The organism is Candidatus Saccharibacteria bacterium (genome assembly GCA_016700375.1).
Classification (GTDB): Bacteria; Patescibacteriota; Saccharimonadia; order Saccharimonadales; family UBA4665; genus JAGXIT01.
In genome coordinates this window covers 160,469-175,974 of record CP065016.1, presented here as the reverse complement: position 1 = coordinate 175,974, position 15,506 = coordinate 160,469, and the positions used below count along the sequence as shown (strand labels likewise).

General features: G+C 48.5%; 19 protein-coding genes and 2 tRNA genes. 3 read left to right on the top strand and 18 right to left on the bottom strand.

Features of this window, described 5'->3' with window-relative positions; all coding sequences use genetic code 11:
• Positions 1-28: 28 nt before the first annotated feature.
• The 3 genes from IPP75_00920 to IPP75_00910 all read left to right on the top strand — a co-directional run bounded on the left by IPP75_00920 (position 29) and on the right by IPP75_00910 (position 4,538).
• Complete coding sequence (locus IPP75_00920) at positions 29-1,261, top strand: glycosyltransferase family 4 protein (GenBank protein ID QQS69693.1); 1,233 nt, start codon at positions 29-31, stop codon at positions 1,259-1,261.
• The gene (locus IPP75_00915) at positions 1,254-2,480 is read left to right on the top strand and encodes a polysaccharide deacetylase family protein (GenBank protein ID QQS69692.1); all 1,227 of its coding nucleotides are present in this window, start codon (positions 1,254-1,256) and stop codon (positions 2,478-2,480) included. The genes IPP75_00920 and IPP75_00915 overlap by 8 nt, the downstream gene beginning before the upstream one ends.
• 123 nt (positions 2,481-2,603) lie before the next feature.
• Positions 2,604-4,538: a glycoside hydrolase family 15 protein gene (locus IPP75_00910; GenBank protein QQS69691.1), complete on the top strand. Its 1,935-nt coding sequence runs from the start codon at positions 2,604-2,606 to the stop codon at positions 4,536-4,538.
• Positions 4,539-4,581: 43 nt separating this feature from the next.
• On the opposite strand, the gene rpmG is transcribed toward IPP75_00910, so the two are convergent.
• From rpmG to rpsD, 18 genes are all read right to left on the bottom strand, one after another.
• On the bottom strand, positions 4,582-4,785 hold the full coding sequence (rpmG, locus tag IPP75_00905) for a 50S ribosomal protein L33 (protein ID QQS69690.1): 204 nt from the start codon (positions 4,783-4,785) through the stop codon (positions 4,582-4,584).
• Positions 4,786-5,555: 770 nt separating this feature from the next.
• A tRNA-Tyr gene (locus tag IPP75_00900) sits at positions 5,556-5,641 on the bottom strand.
• Positions 5,604-6,020 (bottom strand): hypothetical protein, encoded by a 417-nt coding sequence (locus tag IPP75_00895; protein QQS69689.1) that lies wholly within the window; start codon positions 6,018-6,020, stop codon positions 5,604-5,606. Before IPP75_00895 ends, IPP75_00900 begins: the two co-directional genes overlap by 38 nt.
• 49 nt (positions 6,021-6,069) lie before the next feature.
• A tRNA-Thr gene (locus tag IPP75_00890) sits at positions 6,070-6,146 on the bottom strand.
• Between the two features lie 55 nt (positions 6,147-6,201).
• The gene (locus IPP75_00885) at positions 6,202-6,855 is read right to left on the bottom strand and encodes a tetratricopeptide repeat protein (protein QQS69688.1); all 654 of its coding nucleotides are present in this window, start codon (positions 6,853-6,855) and stop codon (positions 6,202-6,204) included.
• 23 nt (positions 6,856-6,878) lie between these two features.
• The gene (locus IPP75_00880) at positions 6,879-7,748 is read right to left on the bottom strand and encodes an AAA family ATPase (GenBank protein ID QQS69687.1); all 870 of its coding nucleotides are present in this window, start codon (positions 7,746-7,748) and stop codon (positions 6,879-6,881) included.
• Positions 7,745-8,653, bottom strand: coding sequence for an RluA family pseudouridine synthase (locus IPP75_00875; protein ID QQS69686.1), 909 nt, complete (start codon positions 8,651-8,653; stop codon positions 7,745-7,747). Before IPP75_00875 ends, IPP75_00880 begins: the two co-directional genes overlap by 4 nt.
• Positions 8,654-8,684: 31 nt before the next feature.
• On the bottom strand, positions 8,685-8,999 hold the full coding sequence (locus IPP75_00870; protein ID QQS69685.1) for a GIY-YIG nuclease family protein: 315 nt from the start codon (positions 8,997-8,999) through the stop codon (positions 8,685-8,687).
• Between the two features lie 23 nt (positions 9,000-9,022).
• Complete coding sequence (locus IPP75_00865; GenBank protein QQS69684.1) at positions 9,023-10,126, bottom strand: tryptophan--tRNA ligase; 1,104 nt, start codon at positions 10,124-10,126, stop codon at positions 9,023-9,025.
• A gap of 14 nt (positions 10,127-10,140) precedes the next feature.
• The gene (locus IPP75_00860) at positions 10,141-10,812 is read right to left on the bottom strand and encodes a hypothetical protein (protein ID QQS69683.1); all 672 of its coding nucleotides are present in this window, start codon (positions 10,810-10,812) and stop codon (positions 10,141-10,143) included.
• Positions 10,809-10,982, bottom strand: a complete 174-nt coding sequence (locus IPP75_00855) for a hypothetical protein (protein ID QQS69682.1) — start codon at positions 10,980-10,982, stop codon at positions 10,809-10,811. The genes IPP75_00860 and IPP75_00855 overlap by 4 nt, the downstream gene beginning before the upstream one ends.
• Before the next feature lie 171 nt (positions 10,983-11,153).
• On the bottom strand, positions 11,154-11,843 hold the full coding sequence (locus IPP75_00850) for a class I SAM-dependent methyltransferase (protein QQS69681.1): 690 nt from the start codon (positions 11,841-11,843) through the stop codon (positions 11,154-11,156).
• A gap of 15 nt (positions 11,844-11,858) precedes the next feature.
• Positions 11,859-12,455: a hypothetical protein gene (locus IPP75_00845; GenBank protein ID QQS69680.1), complete on the bottom strand. Its 597-nt coding sequence runs from the start codon at positions 12,453-12,455 to the stop codon at positions 11,859-11,861.
• A 57-nt stretch (positions 12,456-12,512) separates the two neighbouring features.
• Positions 12,513-12,941 carry a 30S ribosomal protein S9 gene (gene rpsI, locus IPP75_00840; protein QQS69679.1) on the bottom strand — a complete coding sequence of 143 codons (429 nt, stop codon included), beginning with the start codon at positions 12,939-12,941 and terminating at the stop codon, positions 12,513-12,515.
• Complete coding sequence (rplM, locus tag IPP75_00835; GenBank protein ID QQS69678.1) at positions 12,941-13,381, bottom strand: 50S ribosomal protein L13; 441 nt, start codon at positions 13,379-13,381, stop codon at positions 12,941-12,943. Before rplM ends, rpsI begins: the two co-directional genes overlap by 1 nt.
• A gap of 1 nt (position 13,382) precedes the next feature.
• A complete protein-coding gene (rplQ, locus tag IPP75_00830; GenBank protein QQS69677.1) occupies positions 13,383-13,925 on the bottom strand; it encodes a 50S ribosomal protein L17 in 543 nt (180 codons plus the stop codon).
• Between the two features lies 1 nt (position 13,926).
• Positions 13,927-14,865, bottom strand: a complete 939-nt coding sequence (locus tag IPP75_00825; GenBank protein ID QQS69676.1) for a DNA-directed RNA polymerase subunit alpha — start codon at positions 14,863-14,865, stop codon at positions 13,927-13,929.
• Between the two features lie 20 nt (positions 14,866-14,885).
• A complete protein-coding gene (rpsD, locus tag IPP75_00820; protein ID QQS69675.1) occupies positions 14,886-15,503 on the bottom strand; it encodes a 30S ribosomal protein S4 in 618 nt (205 codons plus the stop codon).
• Positions 15,504-15,506 lie beyond the last annotated feature (3 nt).

Here is a 15,506-nt window from a genome sequence, read left to right as displayed (position 1 = left end):
AAACAGAGAGACAGACATGAGGGTATTAATGCTTGGGTGGGAGTTACCACCACATCATACCGGGGGAATGGGGATAGTCTGTTACCAGATGTGCAAGCAACTTGCACGAACCGGGGCACAGATAGAGTTTGTGTTGCCCTATACAGCAGATTTTTCGCACATAGATTTCATGACAATCAACCCCGCCCTTCCTGAAGACGTTGAAGAAGTCATCGGTAATCGCGCGGGGAGCACCTATGACAGCCAATACTTTGAATATGTCCTGAGTGACGGCTCTACCAGAGGCGCTGCCATGAACGAGCATCAGGCGAACTACATGAAATATGTTTCTCGCCTAGTGGGGCTTGGCGATTACGACGTTATCCACGCTCACGACTGGCTAACCTTCCGAGCGGCGCTTGCAGCGAAGCAAGCCACCGGACTACCTCTGTTTGTGCACATTCATTCTACCGAATTTGACCGGGCTGGCGGCAACAGTGGCAACCCGTTTGTCCGCGAAATTGAGTATATTGGACTTCACTTGGCCGATAAAATCTTTGCCGTCAGCCAAGCAACCAAAGACACAATTGTTCGAGAATACGGTATAGCACCAGAAAAAATTGAAGTTGTTCATAACGCAATGGAATTTCAAGCACACGAGCTGTACGAAGATACTACGGACAACGCGTTTCGTTACCTGAGCCATATGCAGCAAGCCGGGTACGGCGTAGTCGTTAGTGCCGGCCGTCTTACTATCCAGAAAGGGTTACCGCACCTACTCGAGGCATTTCGGCTCGTTGTAGATAAGCGGCCAAAGAGCTTACTGCTTATAGTAGGCCCGGGCGAGCAATATCATGAGTTGATTGAGCTTGCAGCGGAACTTGGCCTCGGCGGCAACGTTATTTTCACCGGACACCTCAACGGCACCGGGAAACAGTGGCGAGATGCGTTCCGGGTGGGAAACTTGTTTGTTATGCCCAGTGTGTCAGAGCCATTTGGTCTCACACCGTTCGAAGCACTCGCCCAGCATACGCCAGCGCTCATCAGCAAACAGACAGGGGCCAGCGAAATCTTACACAGTGCCCTCAAAGTCGACTACTGGGATACGCTTGAGATGGCAAACAAAATACTTGCAGTCCTCAACCACAAAGACCTCGAAGAAACGCTCGCAGAAGAAGGCTACGACGAACTTATGAAGCAAAGCTGGGAACGACCTGTCGAGACAGTACTGCAGCACTACCAACGGCATGCCGCACAGCACAGGGAGCTTGCCTATGTCTGAGCACACTACCAATCAACGCGCCATAGTTCTTTACTTGCACGTACATCAGCCATTCCGTATTCGCCACTACACAATTTTCGATGCGGGCCGCAACCACGATTACTTTGAGGCGCCGAGCGGCAGCCGTGAAAACAACGCCGATATTGTCCGTAAGGTTGCGCATAAATCGTATGTACCGACAAACCAGCGGCTGATGCGCATGATTGAGCATAACCCAAAGTTTAAGCTGTCACTTTCTATTACAGGAACCGTTCTTGAGCAACTTGAAGCTTACGCGCCCGATGTACTAAAGAGCTTCCAAGACCTCGTGCAAACCGGGCGTGTCGAGATAGTTGGCGAAACCTACCACCACTCGCTTGCGTTCTTCTATAACCGCGAAGAGTTCGAAACCCAGGTGCAAATGCATAGAGACATTGTGCGGCGCCTGTTCAACGTTGAGACAACGGCATTCCGTAACACCGAACTTAGCTATAACAACGACCTTGCCTACTGGGCAGACCAGGCTGGCTACAAAGCTATCTTGAGCGAAGGCTGGGATCCGGTTCTCGGCTGGCGAAGCCCCAATTTCTTATACCGACCAGCCCACACAGAACGCGTGAAGCTACTTACCAAAAACTACAAACTAAGCGACGATATTGCATTTCGGTTTAGCAACAAAGACTGGGAAGAGTACCCCATGACGGTTGATAAATTCATGAATTGGACGAAAGACGCTTGGGACCAGCCCCTGCTGAATTTATTTATGGACTATGAGACATTTGGCGAGCACCAGTGGGAAGACAGCGGCATATTTGACTTCTTAGAACACCTGCCCAAAGCGTGGCTGCACAATGAAGCTCATACGTTTATGACGGTTTCTGAAGCTGCCGATGCGTTTGAGCCACAGGATACTGTCGATTGCCCACAGACAGTTACCTGGGCAGATACCGAACGTGATTTAACGGCGTGGCTCGGCAACAAAATGCAACAGGGTGCCATCGCCAGCCTATATGGACTGGCTGGAGCGATGATGCAGGGCGGCGATTTTGCCCTTATTGAAGATTGGCGCAAGCTCCAAACCAGCGACCACTTCTACTACATGTGCACAAAATACTTCAGTGACGGCGATGTTCATGCCTACTTTAGCCCCTACGAAACCCCATACGAAGCATATATTGCTTTCATGAACGCGTACCACGACTTAAAGTATCGCCTCACCGAGAAAGGCCTAGCCGTCTGATGTCGCCGTGGTGGTGTGTGCCTGGCAGTAAGCATAAAGTAGTAAGGGATCAGGAATTTTCATTCCTTACTCCTCGCTCCTTACTCCTTACTTCTCCCATGTTTTACTCCTATGGAGTAAAACATGGGTAGACCCGTTATACTCGGCAATGGCGCACTCACCGTTGGCCTGAACGAATCAGGATTGGTTCATGACTTCTACTATCCGTATGTTGGGCTCGATAACCTGACGACCTCACGCAGTCTTCAACACCGAATAGGAGTATTCGTTGACAATACTTTTTCTTGGGTAGATGATGCCTCAAGCTGGGCTACAGACGTACTCGTCGAACAAAAAGCGCTTGTGAGTGATGTCCACATGAACAATAAGACGCTGGGTGTGCAACTTCACACCAGTGACTTCGTAGATAGCGAATTTAATGCATTTTGCAGACAAATAACTATAAAAAACGTTAGTGACAAAAAGAGAGTCATACGTCTTTTTTTGCATCAGGTATTTGAAATATCCCGAGGCGGCCGCGGCGACACGGCGCTATATGTACCCGATGGACCCTACATTCTCGACTACAAGGGTCGTTGCAGCCTTATCATCTATGCGCAAAGTAACGACGGTACGCCGTTTGACCAATACTGTGTTGGAAGTTACGGCGTGGAAGGAAAAGAAGGTAGCTGGAAAGACGCTGAGGACGGCGAGCTGTCGGGGAATGCCGTTGAGCATGGTGGGGTAGACTCTGTACTTTCCTGTCCGCTTACGCTTGAGGCTCACAGTGAAACACGTGTCGACTATTGGGTCGCTGCAGCAGACTCACAGTTTAGTGGAGAGAAGATTCATGAGCGCATTTTAAACCAGGGTGTGCAAGAGCGAGTAAATAGCACCCGAGCGTACTGGAACCAGTGGCTTGAAACAGCTCGCCCTACGATTCAAGATATGCCCACTGCTGAGCAAATAGCAATTAAACATTCTCTTATGGTCATCAAGGCGCACACCGACCGTCGAGGTGGTGTTATTGCCAGCTGCGACTCGAGCATTTATAACTATGGCCGCGACTACTATAGCTACGTCTGGCCACGCGACGGTGCTTACGCAATGTGGCCGTTAATACGGCTGGGTTACACCGAGGAACCAAAAAAATTCTTTGAATTCTGCCGCGATATCATGGACCCCGAGGGCTACATGATGCATAAATACCAACCAGATAAAGCAATCGGCAGCACCTGGCACCCGCTTGTGCACGGTAAACGAGCCGAACTAGCTATACAAGAGGACGAAACTGCCATCATAATCTTTATGCTTTCAGAATATTTTGCCGAAAGCGAAGACAAAGAGTTTGTTTCTAACCTATACGGCACCATGATACAACCCATGGCGAATTTTATGGCAGATTTCCGAGATGAAGCGACCGGGTTGCCACATGCAAGCTATGACCTATGGGAAGAAAAGTTCCTTACAAATACTTACACAACGGCCCTCGTTCATCGTGCCCTCACCTGCGCCGCAGACCTTGCTGAGCTGTTCGAGTACCCGGACGATGCAGACCGCTGGCGCAAAGTAGCCGCTGGCATTGCCGAAAACACGGCCGTTTTCCTTGACCCTGAACGCGGCTACCTGCGAAAAGGCTTCTTGATCCAAGAAGATGGCTCACTCAAGTTTGATAACACGCTCGATGTTTCAAATGCCTACGGAGCAATGATGTTTGCGGCAAGGATTATGGGCGCTGGGTCTATTCGCGCAACGTACGCTGGTATAGAAAAATTATTGCTGGCTTCAGCGCCAGTCGGGGGCAGCCCTCGTTACGAGCATGATGCATACTTCCAATCAGACCCACCACACATGGGTAACCCCTGGTTCGTAACAACGCTTTGGATTGCGCAGTATTATCTCCAGACAGACCGAGACGAAGAAGCCAGAAAAATTGTCGCGTGGACACTAGAAAGAGCATTGCCAAGCGGCGCCCTCGGTGAACAGATAAACCCAACCACCGGAGAACCACTATCTGTTCTCCCCCTGGTATGGAGCCACGCCGAACTCATCAATACCCTGCTCGATGTATACGGCTAAAAAAACGGCCTTATGGCCGCTTTTTTCACCCAGGACAGTAAATTTACTTCTTCGGTTTTACTTCGTTGCGGCCGAGGTTTTTCTTGGTTTCGGTAAAAACAACGTGCTTGCGAAGTTTCTTGCTGTATTTACGGAGGCTCAGCTTCTCCGGAGTGTTCATAGTGTTCTTGCTTGTATAGTATATGCGCTCACCAGACTCTTCACTCACGAGTCCTACTAGTTTGCGCTTTTCACCTTTTTTTGCCATATCAGACTATTTTAACAGAGAGGCCTGAAAATGTAAACAAAAACACCGAGTGATCAGCTCGGTGTTTTTACCCTAGGGTGTTGAGGAGGTTTTGGTAAACTTGTTCGCTAGTTTGGCTAACGATAGTTTACGGAGGTATGGCCAATTTGGTTTGCTTTTTTTCGCATTCCTCTTTGGTCAACAATTTGTAAGTGTTTCGGTTTTTTAACGCCGGAGCGCTTACTACAGGTACCATATCAAAGTGCTTGTGTTTTGTCAAGAGTTGTAATTCTGGAGCCCCAAACGGGATTCGAACCCGTGACCTCATCCTTCGCTTACACCTCATTTTTATGTATATATGAGGGCTAGACTGTATCTTAAGCATATTCGTGTTTTGTCGAATTTAGCTTCCCTTGTCAGTCGTTCGGGCCTTCTCAAAAAGAATGCCACGGTCTTGTCCCCGTAGGGATATTAACCGTTATTCGGGATTCACTTGCACAGTTTCCTGCAAAGTGGGCAAAACCATACGCGGTTCACCATGGATGCGCTCTACCAACTGAGCTATCGGGGCATATGTACCTATTATAATTTGTTTTTTAATGAGCTCGAAGACTTTTTTGGCATAGCCAACTCTGTACTGAACCAGATGTCCTCAGCCTCGCAGTGGTACGTGACTTTATTGTACTCTACAAACTCACTACCGACTTTAAAGTTGTTTGTGATTTCCCAGCGTACCTTACGCATATGTTTTTTACACATCGGGCATTCCATAACAAACCCTTTGTGATTAATGGTGCAGGGTGTAGGATTCGAACCTACGAAGGCATAAGCCAATAGATTTACAGTCTATCGTGTTTGACCGCTTCACTAACCCTGCTCGAGTTTATGAGGTACTTATTATACTTTTTATGTTCAATGGATAACTCATTCCTAGCAGTTATCTCTGACCAGTTTACGACAAATTCCTGTTCTTTTGCAGTGTATACAAAAAGAAGTTCGAATGCGTCGTCTCTATACTTTTTACTATAATGAAACGATTGATTACCTCCCGTGATACGAAGAGCCACCTTACAACTTTTTTGTCCAGGGTAAAGTCCAGCATACTTCACCTGTACTCTTTGCAGCTTCCCTTCTTTTTCAACAACCAAATCGTAATCTCGTTTATCACCTATAGGTAAACACACTTCAAAATTACAACTCATGAAATAATTAATAGCTTTAGCAATTGCAATATCACCCTTCTCTTTAGGTCGCATGTCCGCTATTATAACAGAGTATAGTACCGATTGTTAATGTACCGTTTACTGGAGCCACCTGAGGGATTCGAACCCACGACCCGCTGTTTACAAAACAGCCGCTCTGGCCAACTGAGCTAAGGTGGCAATATCAACGAATAGTGTACCAAAACAGGGGTTGTATGGCAACCTACCAGTCTTACTAAATAACCACTTTTCGGGGGCGAAGGATACGGCGCGGTTTGCCTGAAGGCACAATAAGTGTCTTTAGTTTTTCGGTCACAGCATCTGCTTCAGCGTCCATGCCATGCTCTGCGTATGCACGTTGCAACAGTGAGTAGGTTTCTTGGTTTGGCTCAAGTTCCACCGCCCGTAGCAAAGATGCAAACATAAGCTTTTCGTTTCCTAACTTTTCGTTCACTTTTGCGTATGCTACATGGCGAGCGGCCAAATCTTCTTCAAGCTTCAGGGCTTGCTCAAACGCTATGCCTGCTTTTTCATAGTTTTCCGTTTCGTAGTAAATGAGCCCCAGGTTATGGAGGCTCGAGGGTGTTGCTTCTATGCTGCTTGCAATCTCAAAACAATCAATCGCGTCGCGGTATTCTTTTTGCTTGGCGTAGAGTATGCCGAGGCGGTTATAGGCAGCGGCGTTTTTCTCATCTATTTTTAAGATGGTAAGAAGGGCTTTTTCGGCACGAAGAAACCGGTTTTCTCGCATGCCCTGGTGAGCTATATCCCATAGCTTCCCTATGCGGTCACCAACCTTCCGCGAAATATCCGACTCTTCGTCGGAGCGCTTCCGCGTGTGTAGCAACCCCATAAACCCAAAGGCACTGACAACCAATAGTTCGTACATATAGTCTCAGTAGTATATCACAGCTAAAGTGCCAGCATAAGCTCAGTCAGTACAAGTTTTTGGTTTCCGCTATGCCTAAGAGCTCGGGATGCCACTTCACTGGCTGCCAGAATCGATTGCCACCGAAGAATGGCTGCTACGTCGCCTCTTTCGGATACCCTAAAAACGCTACTAGAAGCAACGGTCGAAAGCGTACTCACAAAATCTCGGGCAAGTGTCTTGTCTTTGAGCTCTCTCTCTACCATAAGTAGCCGTTCAAACGGTTCGGCGGCCAAAGCTTGCTTCACGATATTCACGGTTTGACCCGCCAGCTCATTTCCAAGCTCAAGCTGGCGAATAGTTTCGGCTATGTTTTGACCAGTTGCGAGCAAGAGTTGGGCAATAGATTTTTGTTCGTAACCTCTCTGTTCCAAATATTTTATAACTTCTGACTCCTCAGGTCGACTAATGTGCAGCTGTTGGACCCGAGATAAAATGGTCGGTAAGAGCAGTCGAGGACGTGAAGCAACAAGAAGTAGTATTGTCTGCTTCGGCGGCTCTTCTAGTAGCTTCAGGAGTGCATTTTGTGCCTCTCTAGTCATAGCGTGTGCATCATCTATGAGTATAACTCGCCCAATTTGTCGTTTAGATGGAATTTGCAGGCTTACAAACTGCTGTAAATCGCGTATATTCGTAATGCTGATTTTATCGTTCTCTGGTGAAATGAGGCGCACATACGGTTGTTCCGATAGCTTCTGTGCGTCCACACCAAGCATGCTGGCGGCCATGCTGTGCGCCAAGGTTGTCAACCCTGACCCAGCAGCACCAGTTACGAGAACCGATTGCGCTGGGTGCGTCAAATACCGGTCTACCGCTTCTTTCGTGCTTTGGCGTAACACCAAATTTGGGTTCATGTATTGGCAAACTCCTGAAACTCAGGTGGCACGGCAGCGCGAAACACTTTCCGCTCATGTCCTGCCAATATGGTGAGCTCAAGCTCTGCCGCGTGCAGATACAAGCGGTCGGCGGGCTGGCCACCGTAAAATGTATCGCCGACAATAGGGTGCCCCTGATGTGCCAGATGAACACGAAGCTGATGTGTCCGGCCAGTTTCCGGCTTTAACTCCACCAGACTATGCGTTTTACCACTTACAAGCGTTCGATAGGTTGTTTTGGCCGGCTTTCCCTGCTCACCTACCCGAAACGTCGCTGGCGCCTTTGGGTTTCGCTCTATGGGCATATCAATAATTGCTGCCTCTGGGTTCATACTCCCTTTCACGACAGCCATATACGTTTTTTTTGTACGACGCTGCGCAAACTGTTTTTGCAGCCAGCTCAGTGCTTCTGTGTTCTTGGCGCATATCATAACCCCACTTGTTGCCCTGTCGAGCCTATGCACAATCCCTGCCCGCTCTCCCCCGTGAAAGGTCGGAGCTTTCACGGCCGTCCCGCGTGAAAGGTCGGAGCTTTCACGCTTCAGGCGAGAACGTAACCAGGTGGCAACAGTCGCTTCGGGGTTATATGCCCCCTTGCTGTGCGTAAGTATCCCAACGGGCTTGTATATAACCACGCAGTCATTGTCTTCGTACAAGACCTCGAGTTCTATGTCGGGAATGTGCTCTTCTTCCGCTTCATCGTATTCAATAGTGACCTCGTCATCTGGCCGCAGCTTGTAGCCTGGTTTCACCTGGGATTGACCATTTACAGAGACGCGTTTCGTTTCAATGAGTTTTGCAGCATAGGCACGACTAAGCTGTGGCAACATAGCCACTACCCGTTGGTCTAACCGCTCCGCCCGACTCACTTCAAGATTTGCCATAGGTATATTCTAACAGAGGTAGCACCATACGTCATGCTGAACTTGTTTCAGCATCTATACCATAACGAATACTCAGATTATCCCAGCCAGGGTTTACAGACTCAATGAGATTAATTTTCCACTGTCTATGCCAATTCTTAAGCTGTTTTTCTCTAACTATAGCCTGTTCTATAGAATCGCACTTTTCAAAATATACGAGCCGTTTAACGTTATATTTCTGAGTAAAGCTTTCGCCATTTAGGCCCATCGAATGTTCAAAATACCTTCGCTCAAAGCTATTGGTAACACCGATATACAAAGTTCCACGAGCTTTTGAGGCTAGTATGTACACATATGATTCTTTCATAATGTTTGGATCCTGAAACAAGTTCAGGATGACACAGGACGGAGGCCGACGGCTTTTTGGACACGCAGCAGTGTTTGGTTGGCAATTTCGTTCATTTTAACTTCATCTGCACGAAGTTTCTCTGTCAGCTTAGTTTCATCTACTGCAGCAAGTCGGTCCTGAAATGCATGGAGAAACTCAGAAATCGCCACTGCAGCGTCGATTTTGAGGGGGCCATACTGGGTTTGACCAGTGTAGTTAGTCTTTATCTCTTCATACGAGTTGCCGGTCGCAAGTGCTAAGATTTGCATGAGGTTTACAATGCCCGGCTGGTCTTGATTATCTACGTCTATGCGCCCAAAACTATCAGTAGCAGCGCTATGAATCTTTTTCGCAGCCGCTTCCGGTGAGTCACCGAGGAAAATGATGCCCTTGCCACTTTCGTCACTCTTGCTCATCTTTTTGGTTGGGTCTTGCAAGTCCTTTATGCGCAGCCCCTGGCCTGCCGGCCGTAGCCTTGGCGAAGGCTGGTCTTTGCCGCCTTCTGCGCTAAAGCTATGAATGCCATGAAAAAACTCGTGCTGTTTAGTAACTGGCTCCGGCACCGTAAACAGTTCTCGCGCAAACTTACTGTTCATCCGCTCGGCAATGTCCCTTGCAAACTCAAGGTGCTGGCTTTGGTCATCACCCACAGGAACATACTTTGCGCCGTAAAGTAAGATATCTGCTGCCATTAGCACTGGGTAGTCAAACAGCCCCACGCTAATAGAATCTACCCCGAGTTTGCCAGATTTATCCTTAAACTGTGTCATGCGCTCCATCTGACCCATTCCTGTGAATGAGTTGAGGATGACAGTTAGCTCAGAGTGAGCCGGAACGAAACTTTGGCGGTAAATGCGCACGCTTGGGTTGTCCAGGGGCAAACCGGCAGCTGCATACAGGCGAAGATTGTGCATAATCTGGTCTTGCAGCTGGCTATAGTCTATGGGGGTTGTAAAACTGTGCAGGTCAGGCACAAACAAATGCACATCGTACTCGTCTGACCGCGTTTTTGCCATATCTATTAGCGGCAGCAGTGCGCCAAAATAATTGCCAATGTGCAGGTCGTTATTTGCCCGTAGGCCAGTTAATATTACTTGTTTCGTCATAGTAGTAGTATACCTCACGCAACGTTTAGATATCTTTGAAAAATTTCTTCTATCCTTTTAGATGCAAATAGTTGAGATAGCTCAGGGTTTCGGAGCACTGAATTTTTGGTGGCATCGGTCCAGTTCATAGCACGTTCTTCGAGAACCTTTAATAGCCACTCGCCAGATGGTGTCAGATCTTCTTCATGGACACCCTGTAGCTCGCCAAGCAATAATTCACATAAAACCATTGCAGCCCCCTGCGTAAGTGCCGCATTCTTATCGTGTTCGTGAATAGTTTTTGGCCGAACATTTAGCCCAATCTGACCAAGGTGGGTCTTGACTGCTTCCGAAACGTGTCCCGTTGCAGCATTTACCGTGTCATGTCTGTTCATCAAACAATGAACGATGTTGAAGCCTACCTTAGGTAGCCTTTGACCATGATTTACCAGCGCATCATATGAGAGGTGCATGACACTGCTATGAAGTACTAATTGCCGCCTCTCGGCAGGGCTACCAAGCAAATTTAGTGCATCAAGCGGCGCACACCAGTGAGTTATTTCCGAATCTGCAACAACATCACCGACAGATTTATGGCTATTGTTGCTGCCCCAGGCGTCAAAAGTAGCTACCTCTATTCCGCGCTCTTGCATCCGATTTAGTAGTTGACTTCCTAAATCACCGGCCGAGCCAACAATCCCAATCATTGTGTTTCCTCGTTCCTATGCGGCGTTGCTGAGGGTGGGTCACCAAAACCTTCTAGCCCAGCTAGCTGAGCAGCTTTTCGAATTTGATCTTCACTCAGGTTGGGTCTGCGGTTTGGTAACACCGTTTCTGTTCCGATGCCAGATGGTCTTAGTATTTCATCAACGTTCATATTTCTCCCTTTTCATTACTAAAAAACCGCCATGGTGGCGGTCTACTTTATGGGTTCAAATGTGTTTCAGCGCACAGAACAGACCGCCACAGAAGTGTCGGTATACCAATACAAATTGGTTTGTACTGTTTTCATAACGGTTATAGTACTACAACAAAACATACATTGCAACTATTTTTTCTGTATGACAAGCCAGAAATTAGTAGCCGTACCATTTCGGCCGAGCTTGTGTGCTGGCTTCTGAATAGTCTTTAGTTCATGAACGGTAAACAATTCATAAAACTCCCGCAGCTCTTCTTCACTATAATCTTTCTGAAACTTCCCGTTAGACGGCCAAATAGTGCTGTTTGGTTCTGGACCAGGATGGTTTGCCAGTAGCTCGCGCTCCCATTCATCATCCACCGAACACACGGTAACAAGTGCATAGCCTCCGTGTTTCAGGGTGCGGTACATTTCGTCACGGCAATGTTTACGACCTTCCAATGTTTCGACATCAATAGATGCAAATGAGTCAATGGCCACATCAAACACATTGTCTTCATAGGGCCACCTTCCGTCAATTTCTACATCCTTACTGTGCACTTTCGTTTCGAGGCCCTTTGCTTTCGCCAGTGTTTTGGTGTGCTGCCGAGCAATTGCGATGTATTCCAGCGCATCAACAACATACCCCTGCTGCGCAAGATAAATTGCATTTCTCCCTTTGCCACTACCGATGTCTACAGCATGCCCAGGCTTTGCGGCATACTCCTTCAGCCACTGCACAAAAGCCACGACGCCACTCGCGGGCTCTTCGCCAGCCATTTTCGTCAACGAGGCCGAAGTTGCATGCTCTGCTGCCCAGATTTGCTGCTGTTTACGCATACGAAAAGTATAGCACTAGGATGCTCTCGATGCGGTAATGCCTTCTAGGACTTCTGTTACGTGACCTAACGGATCATCCGGAACACAGATTCCGGCAGTTGCAACGTACTGGTTGCGTGGAATGACTGTTACGGTTGAAATAGGCGATGAGTTCTGTTGATCAAATCCTTGTACCCGAATAAGTGTTCCGACAAAACTAGAAACATCTGTTGAGCCAATCTTGCCGCGAGCATGATAGTCTACAGCCAAAACTCGAGTGTTTTCTATGCCTTCAGCAAGTGCGCCTGGAACGTCTGAAGTAAACAGTCGTCTTGGTACTTCAAAGTCATGGAGAGACAGCAGCCCTCCTACAGAACGACCGAATAGGCCAAAGACAGGCATATTGTTTATTTTTCGAAGGCCTTCAAGCGCAACGTGCCCAGCCCCTACTCGACCAATACCAACCATCTCGCATTCTGCCAGAACTGCAGTAATAAGTTCTTGTAGATTAATCTGCCCCTGAGGAATACCCACGAAGCCTAGGCGCGCTTCACCACTTGCTAATAGCTTGTTCGTAAGCCCAATAACATGCTCGTATCTGTTCCAATCGGCTTCAGGATGTTGTTTCGCCATAACCTTCATTTATAGACAAAAGACCCCTCTCGGGGTCTTTGAGTGGTCTTCGTATACCTAGCGCTTGGTGAACTGGCGCTGTTTGCGGGCGCCTTTGAGGCCAAACTTCTTGCGTTCGCGTTCACGGCTGTCGCGACCGAGCAGTTCTGCGCGGCGCAAAGTCGCTTTGTACTCTTCGTTCTTCTCAACGAGAGCTTTTGCAATCCCAAGGCGGATTGCATCGGCCTGACCAGCATGTCCGCCACCACTCACAACAACGCTAACGTCGTAATCTTTAAGTGGCAGTTCAAGAGCCGTAAATGGCTTTTGGATTTCGCCGAGCAGTAATTTGCTTTCAGCAAAGTACTCAGCCACTGGCTTGTCGTTAATAACCACATTTCCCTTGCCATTCATGAGGCGCACGCGCGCCGTGGCGCTTTTGCGGCGACCAAGAGCATAGTAATAGTGACCCTTAGTAGCTTTGGTAGTAGCTTTAGCTTCAGCCATTATTTTGCTCCTTTCAGGCTAAGTACTTCTGGTTTTTGTGCGGCGTGGTTGTGTTCGGCACCGCCGTAGATTTTCAGGCGTGCGAGACGTCCATCGCGCAATTTGTTGCCGGGAAGCATCCCGCGCACAGCTTGTAATATGACTTCGGTGCTGTCTTTTTCAACAACGTCCTTGAGCTGTCGCTCACGAAGACCACCAGGGTAGCCACTGTGGTTGTAGTACATTTTGTCGGTCATTTTTGCACCGGTAACCTGAAGTTTATCGGCATTAATCACCACCACAAAGTCACCGCAGTCAATGTGACTGGTGAACATTGGCTTACCCTTGCCGGTGAGCAGCGTTGCAACCTGCGTCGCAACACGACCGAGCGTAGTTTCAGATGCGTCCACGACATACCACTTGCGGGTAACATCGCTTGGTTTTGCAGAATATGTATTCATACTATCTTTCCCCGCTCTTTCTCACCTGGACGGCTGGTTTGTGACTCAGGTGCTTGTCGGCTGCCTTGGCAACGCGAGTTCCACTTGGGACTGCCTTTTTGACAGGGGTGGACTTCACTTCATCTTGTTCGTGACGCTGTTTCACTGGGGCTTTAGTAGCAGCCTTTGCCACTGGTGCCGACTTGAGGTCGTCAACAAAGCTCACGCGTGCCATTTCAGCATTGTCACCGCGCCGACTATCGGTGCGTTCGACCCGCAAGTGCCCACTGTTGCGGCTGGTGAGTTTTGGTGCGATTTCGTCAACCAAGCGGTGCGCTGTCGAGACAGTCTGCAATGCGGCTAATACCTGACGGCGGTTGTGCAAATCACCCTTCTTTGCTTTAGTTATGAGTCGTTCGACGTAGGGCACAACTGTTTTCGCCTTTGGCAGCGTGGTAACAATTGAGCCGTTTATGATGAGCGCTTCTGCAAGGCTCTTTACCAGAGCCTCTCGCTGGTCACGCTCACGACCAAATTTGGTTCCTTTATATCCGTGACGGTGCATACTACAACTCCAATTCCGCCAGTTTATCTTTTACTTCGTCAAGAGCTTTGCTGCCAAAGCCTTTCAGGTCACGAAGCTCCGCGTCACTCAAGGCAAACAAGTCCTGAATGGTGTGGATGTCGTTGTTCACCAGTGCGTTCGTGGTGCGGGCGGTTAGATTAAGGTCTTCGATGCTTGTGTTCAGCATGGAGCCGTCTTCTACGCTTGTCTCACCGGCCTCGTGTACTGCAGCGCTGGTCTCTTGCGCAGGAAGACGAGTCTTTCCAGCAAGTGCAGCGTACTGATTTACCAATATAGCTGCCGCCTCTTCAAAGGCATCGCGAGGGCTAATAGTGCCATCGGTATCGACGGTAAGGCTAAGTTTGTCTAGGTCAATCATTTGGCCAACGCGGGTTTTGTCAACCTTGTAACGGCAACGAACTACGGGGCTAAAGATGGTGTCGAGCGCTACGAAATCGCTTTGTTTCTTGACGGTGCTTTCTTCTATAGTACGGTAGCCGCGGCCCGTTTCTACCACTAGGTCGATAACGAGGCTCGCCTTGTCATCGTCTATGGTAGCAATCACTTGGTCTGTGTTTACAACCTCGATGTCTGCGTTTCCTTGGATATCTTTACCGGTAACAACACCTTTACCCTTTTTGGTAATACGCACTGTTTGTGCGTCTTCTCCGTAAACACGGAAGCGGAGTTGTTTGAGGTTGAGCATAATAGCAACAACATCTTCTTTTACGCCCTTAATGGTTGTAAATTCGTGCGTCGCGCCATCTATTTTAAAGCTGGTAACACCAGCACCGCTGATGCTAGAAAGCAATACACGGCGGAGGCTGTTGCCAAGCGTCATGCCATAGCCAGTTTGCAGTGGTTCTATAACAAATGTACTGCTCGTGGCGCTGTGGTCATCGACGGCGACAAGTCCTGGGGTATGAATCATTTTTGACATATCTTTGAAATGTCCTTTCCTTAGCGTGAGTAGTACTCAACGATTAGTTGTTCGTTAATATCCTGTTCAGCATCTTCACGCAGCGGCATGCCGGTAATTTTGAGCTGGACTTTCTTTCGGTCAACGCTTTCCCAGTTTGGTGTTGCGCTTGGGGCTGGGCTCGTTTCATCGAGTTTCTTAAAATATTCGCTCGACTTGCTATGTTCACGAAGTTCGATTTCGTCACCAACGCGCAGTCGAATCGATGGAATATCAACACGGCGGCCGTTCAACATGAAATGCCCGTGGGTTACGAGCTGACGAGCTGCGCGGCGTGATGGCGCAAACCCAGCGCGGTAAACGGCATTGTCAAGCCGTCGCTCGAGGTACTGAAGGAGTGTTGCACCAGACTGACCAGGAGTACGGGATGCTTCTGCCATAAGGTTTGAAAATTGCTTTTCGAGCAGGCCATACAGCCGCTTAACCTTCTGCTTTTCGCGCAGCTGCAAAGAATATTGGCTTGGCTTGTTGCGTACCCGTGCATTCGCTGCTTGACCCGGCATGTTTGTACGCTTTGCGAGCGCCTTGTGTGCTTTCGGGTGTAGTGCGTAGCCTTCGCGGCGCGACATTTTTACAATAGATTGAGTGTCACGTGCCATAGA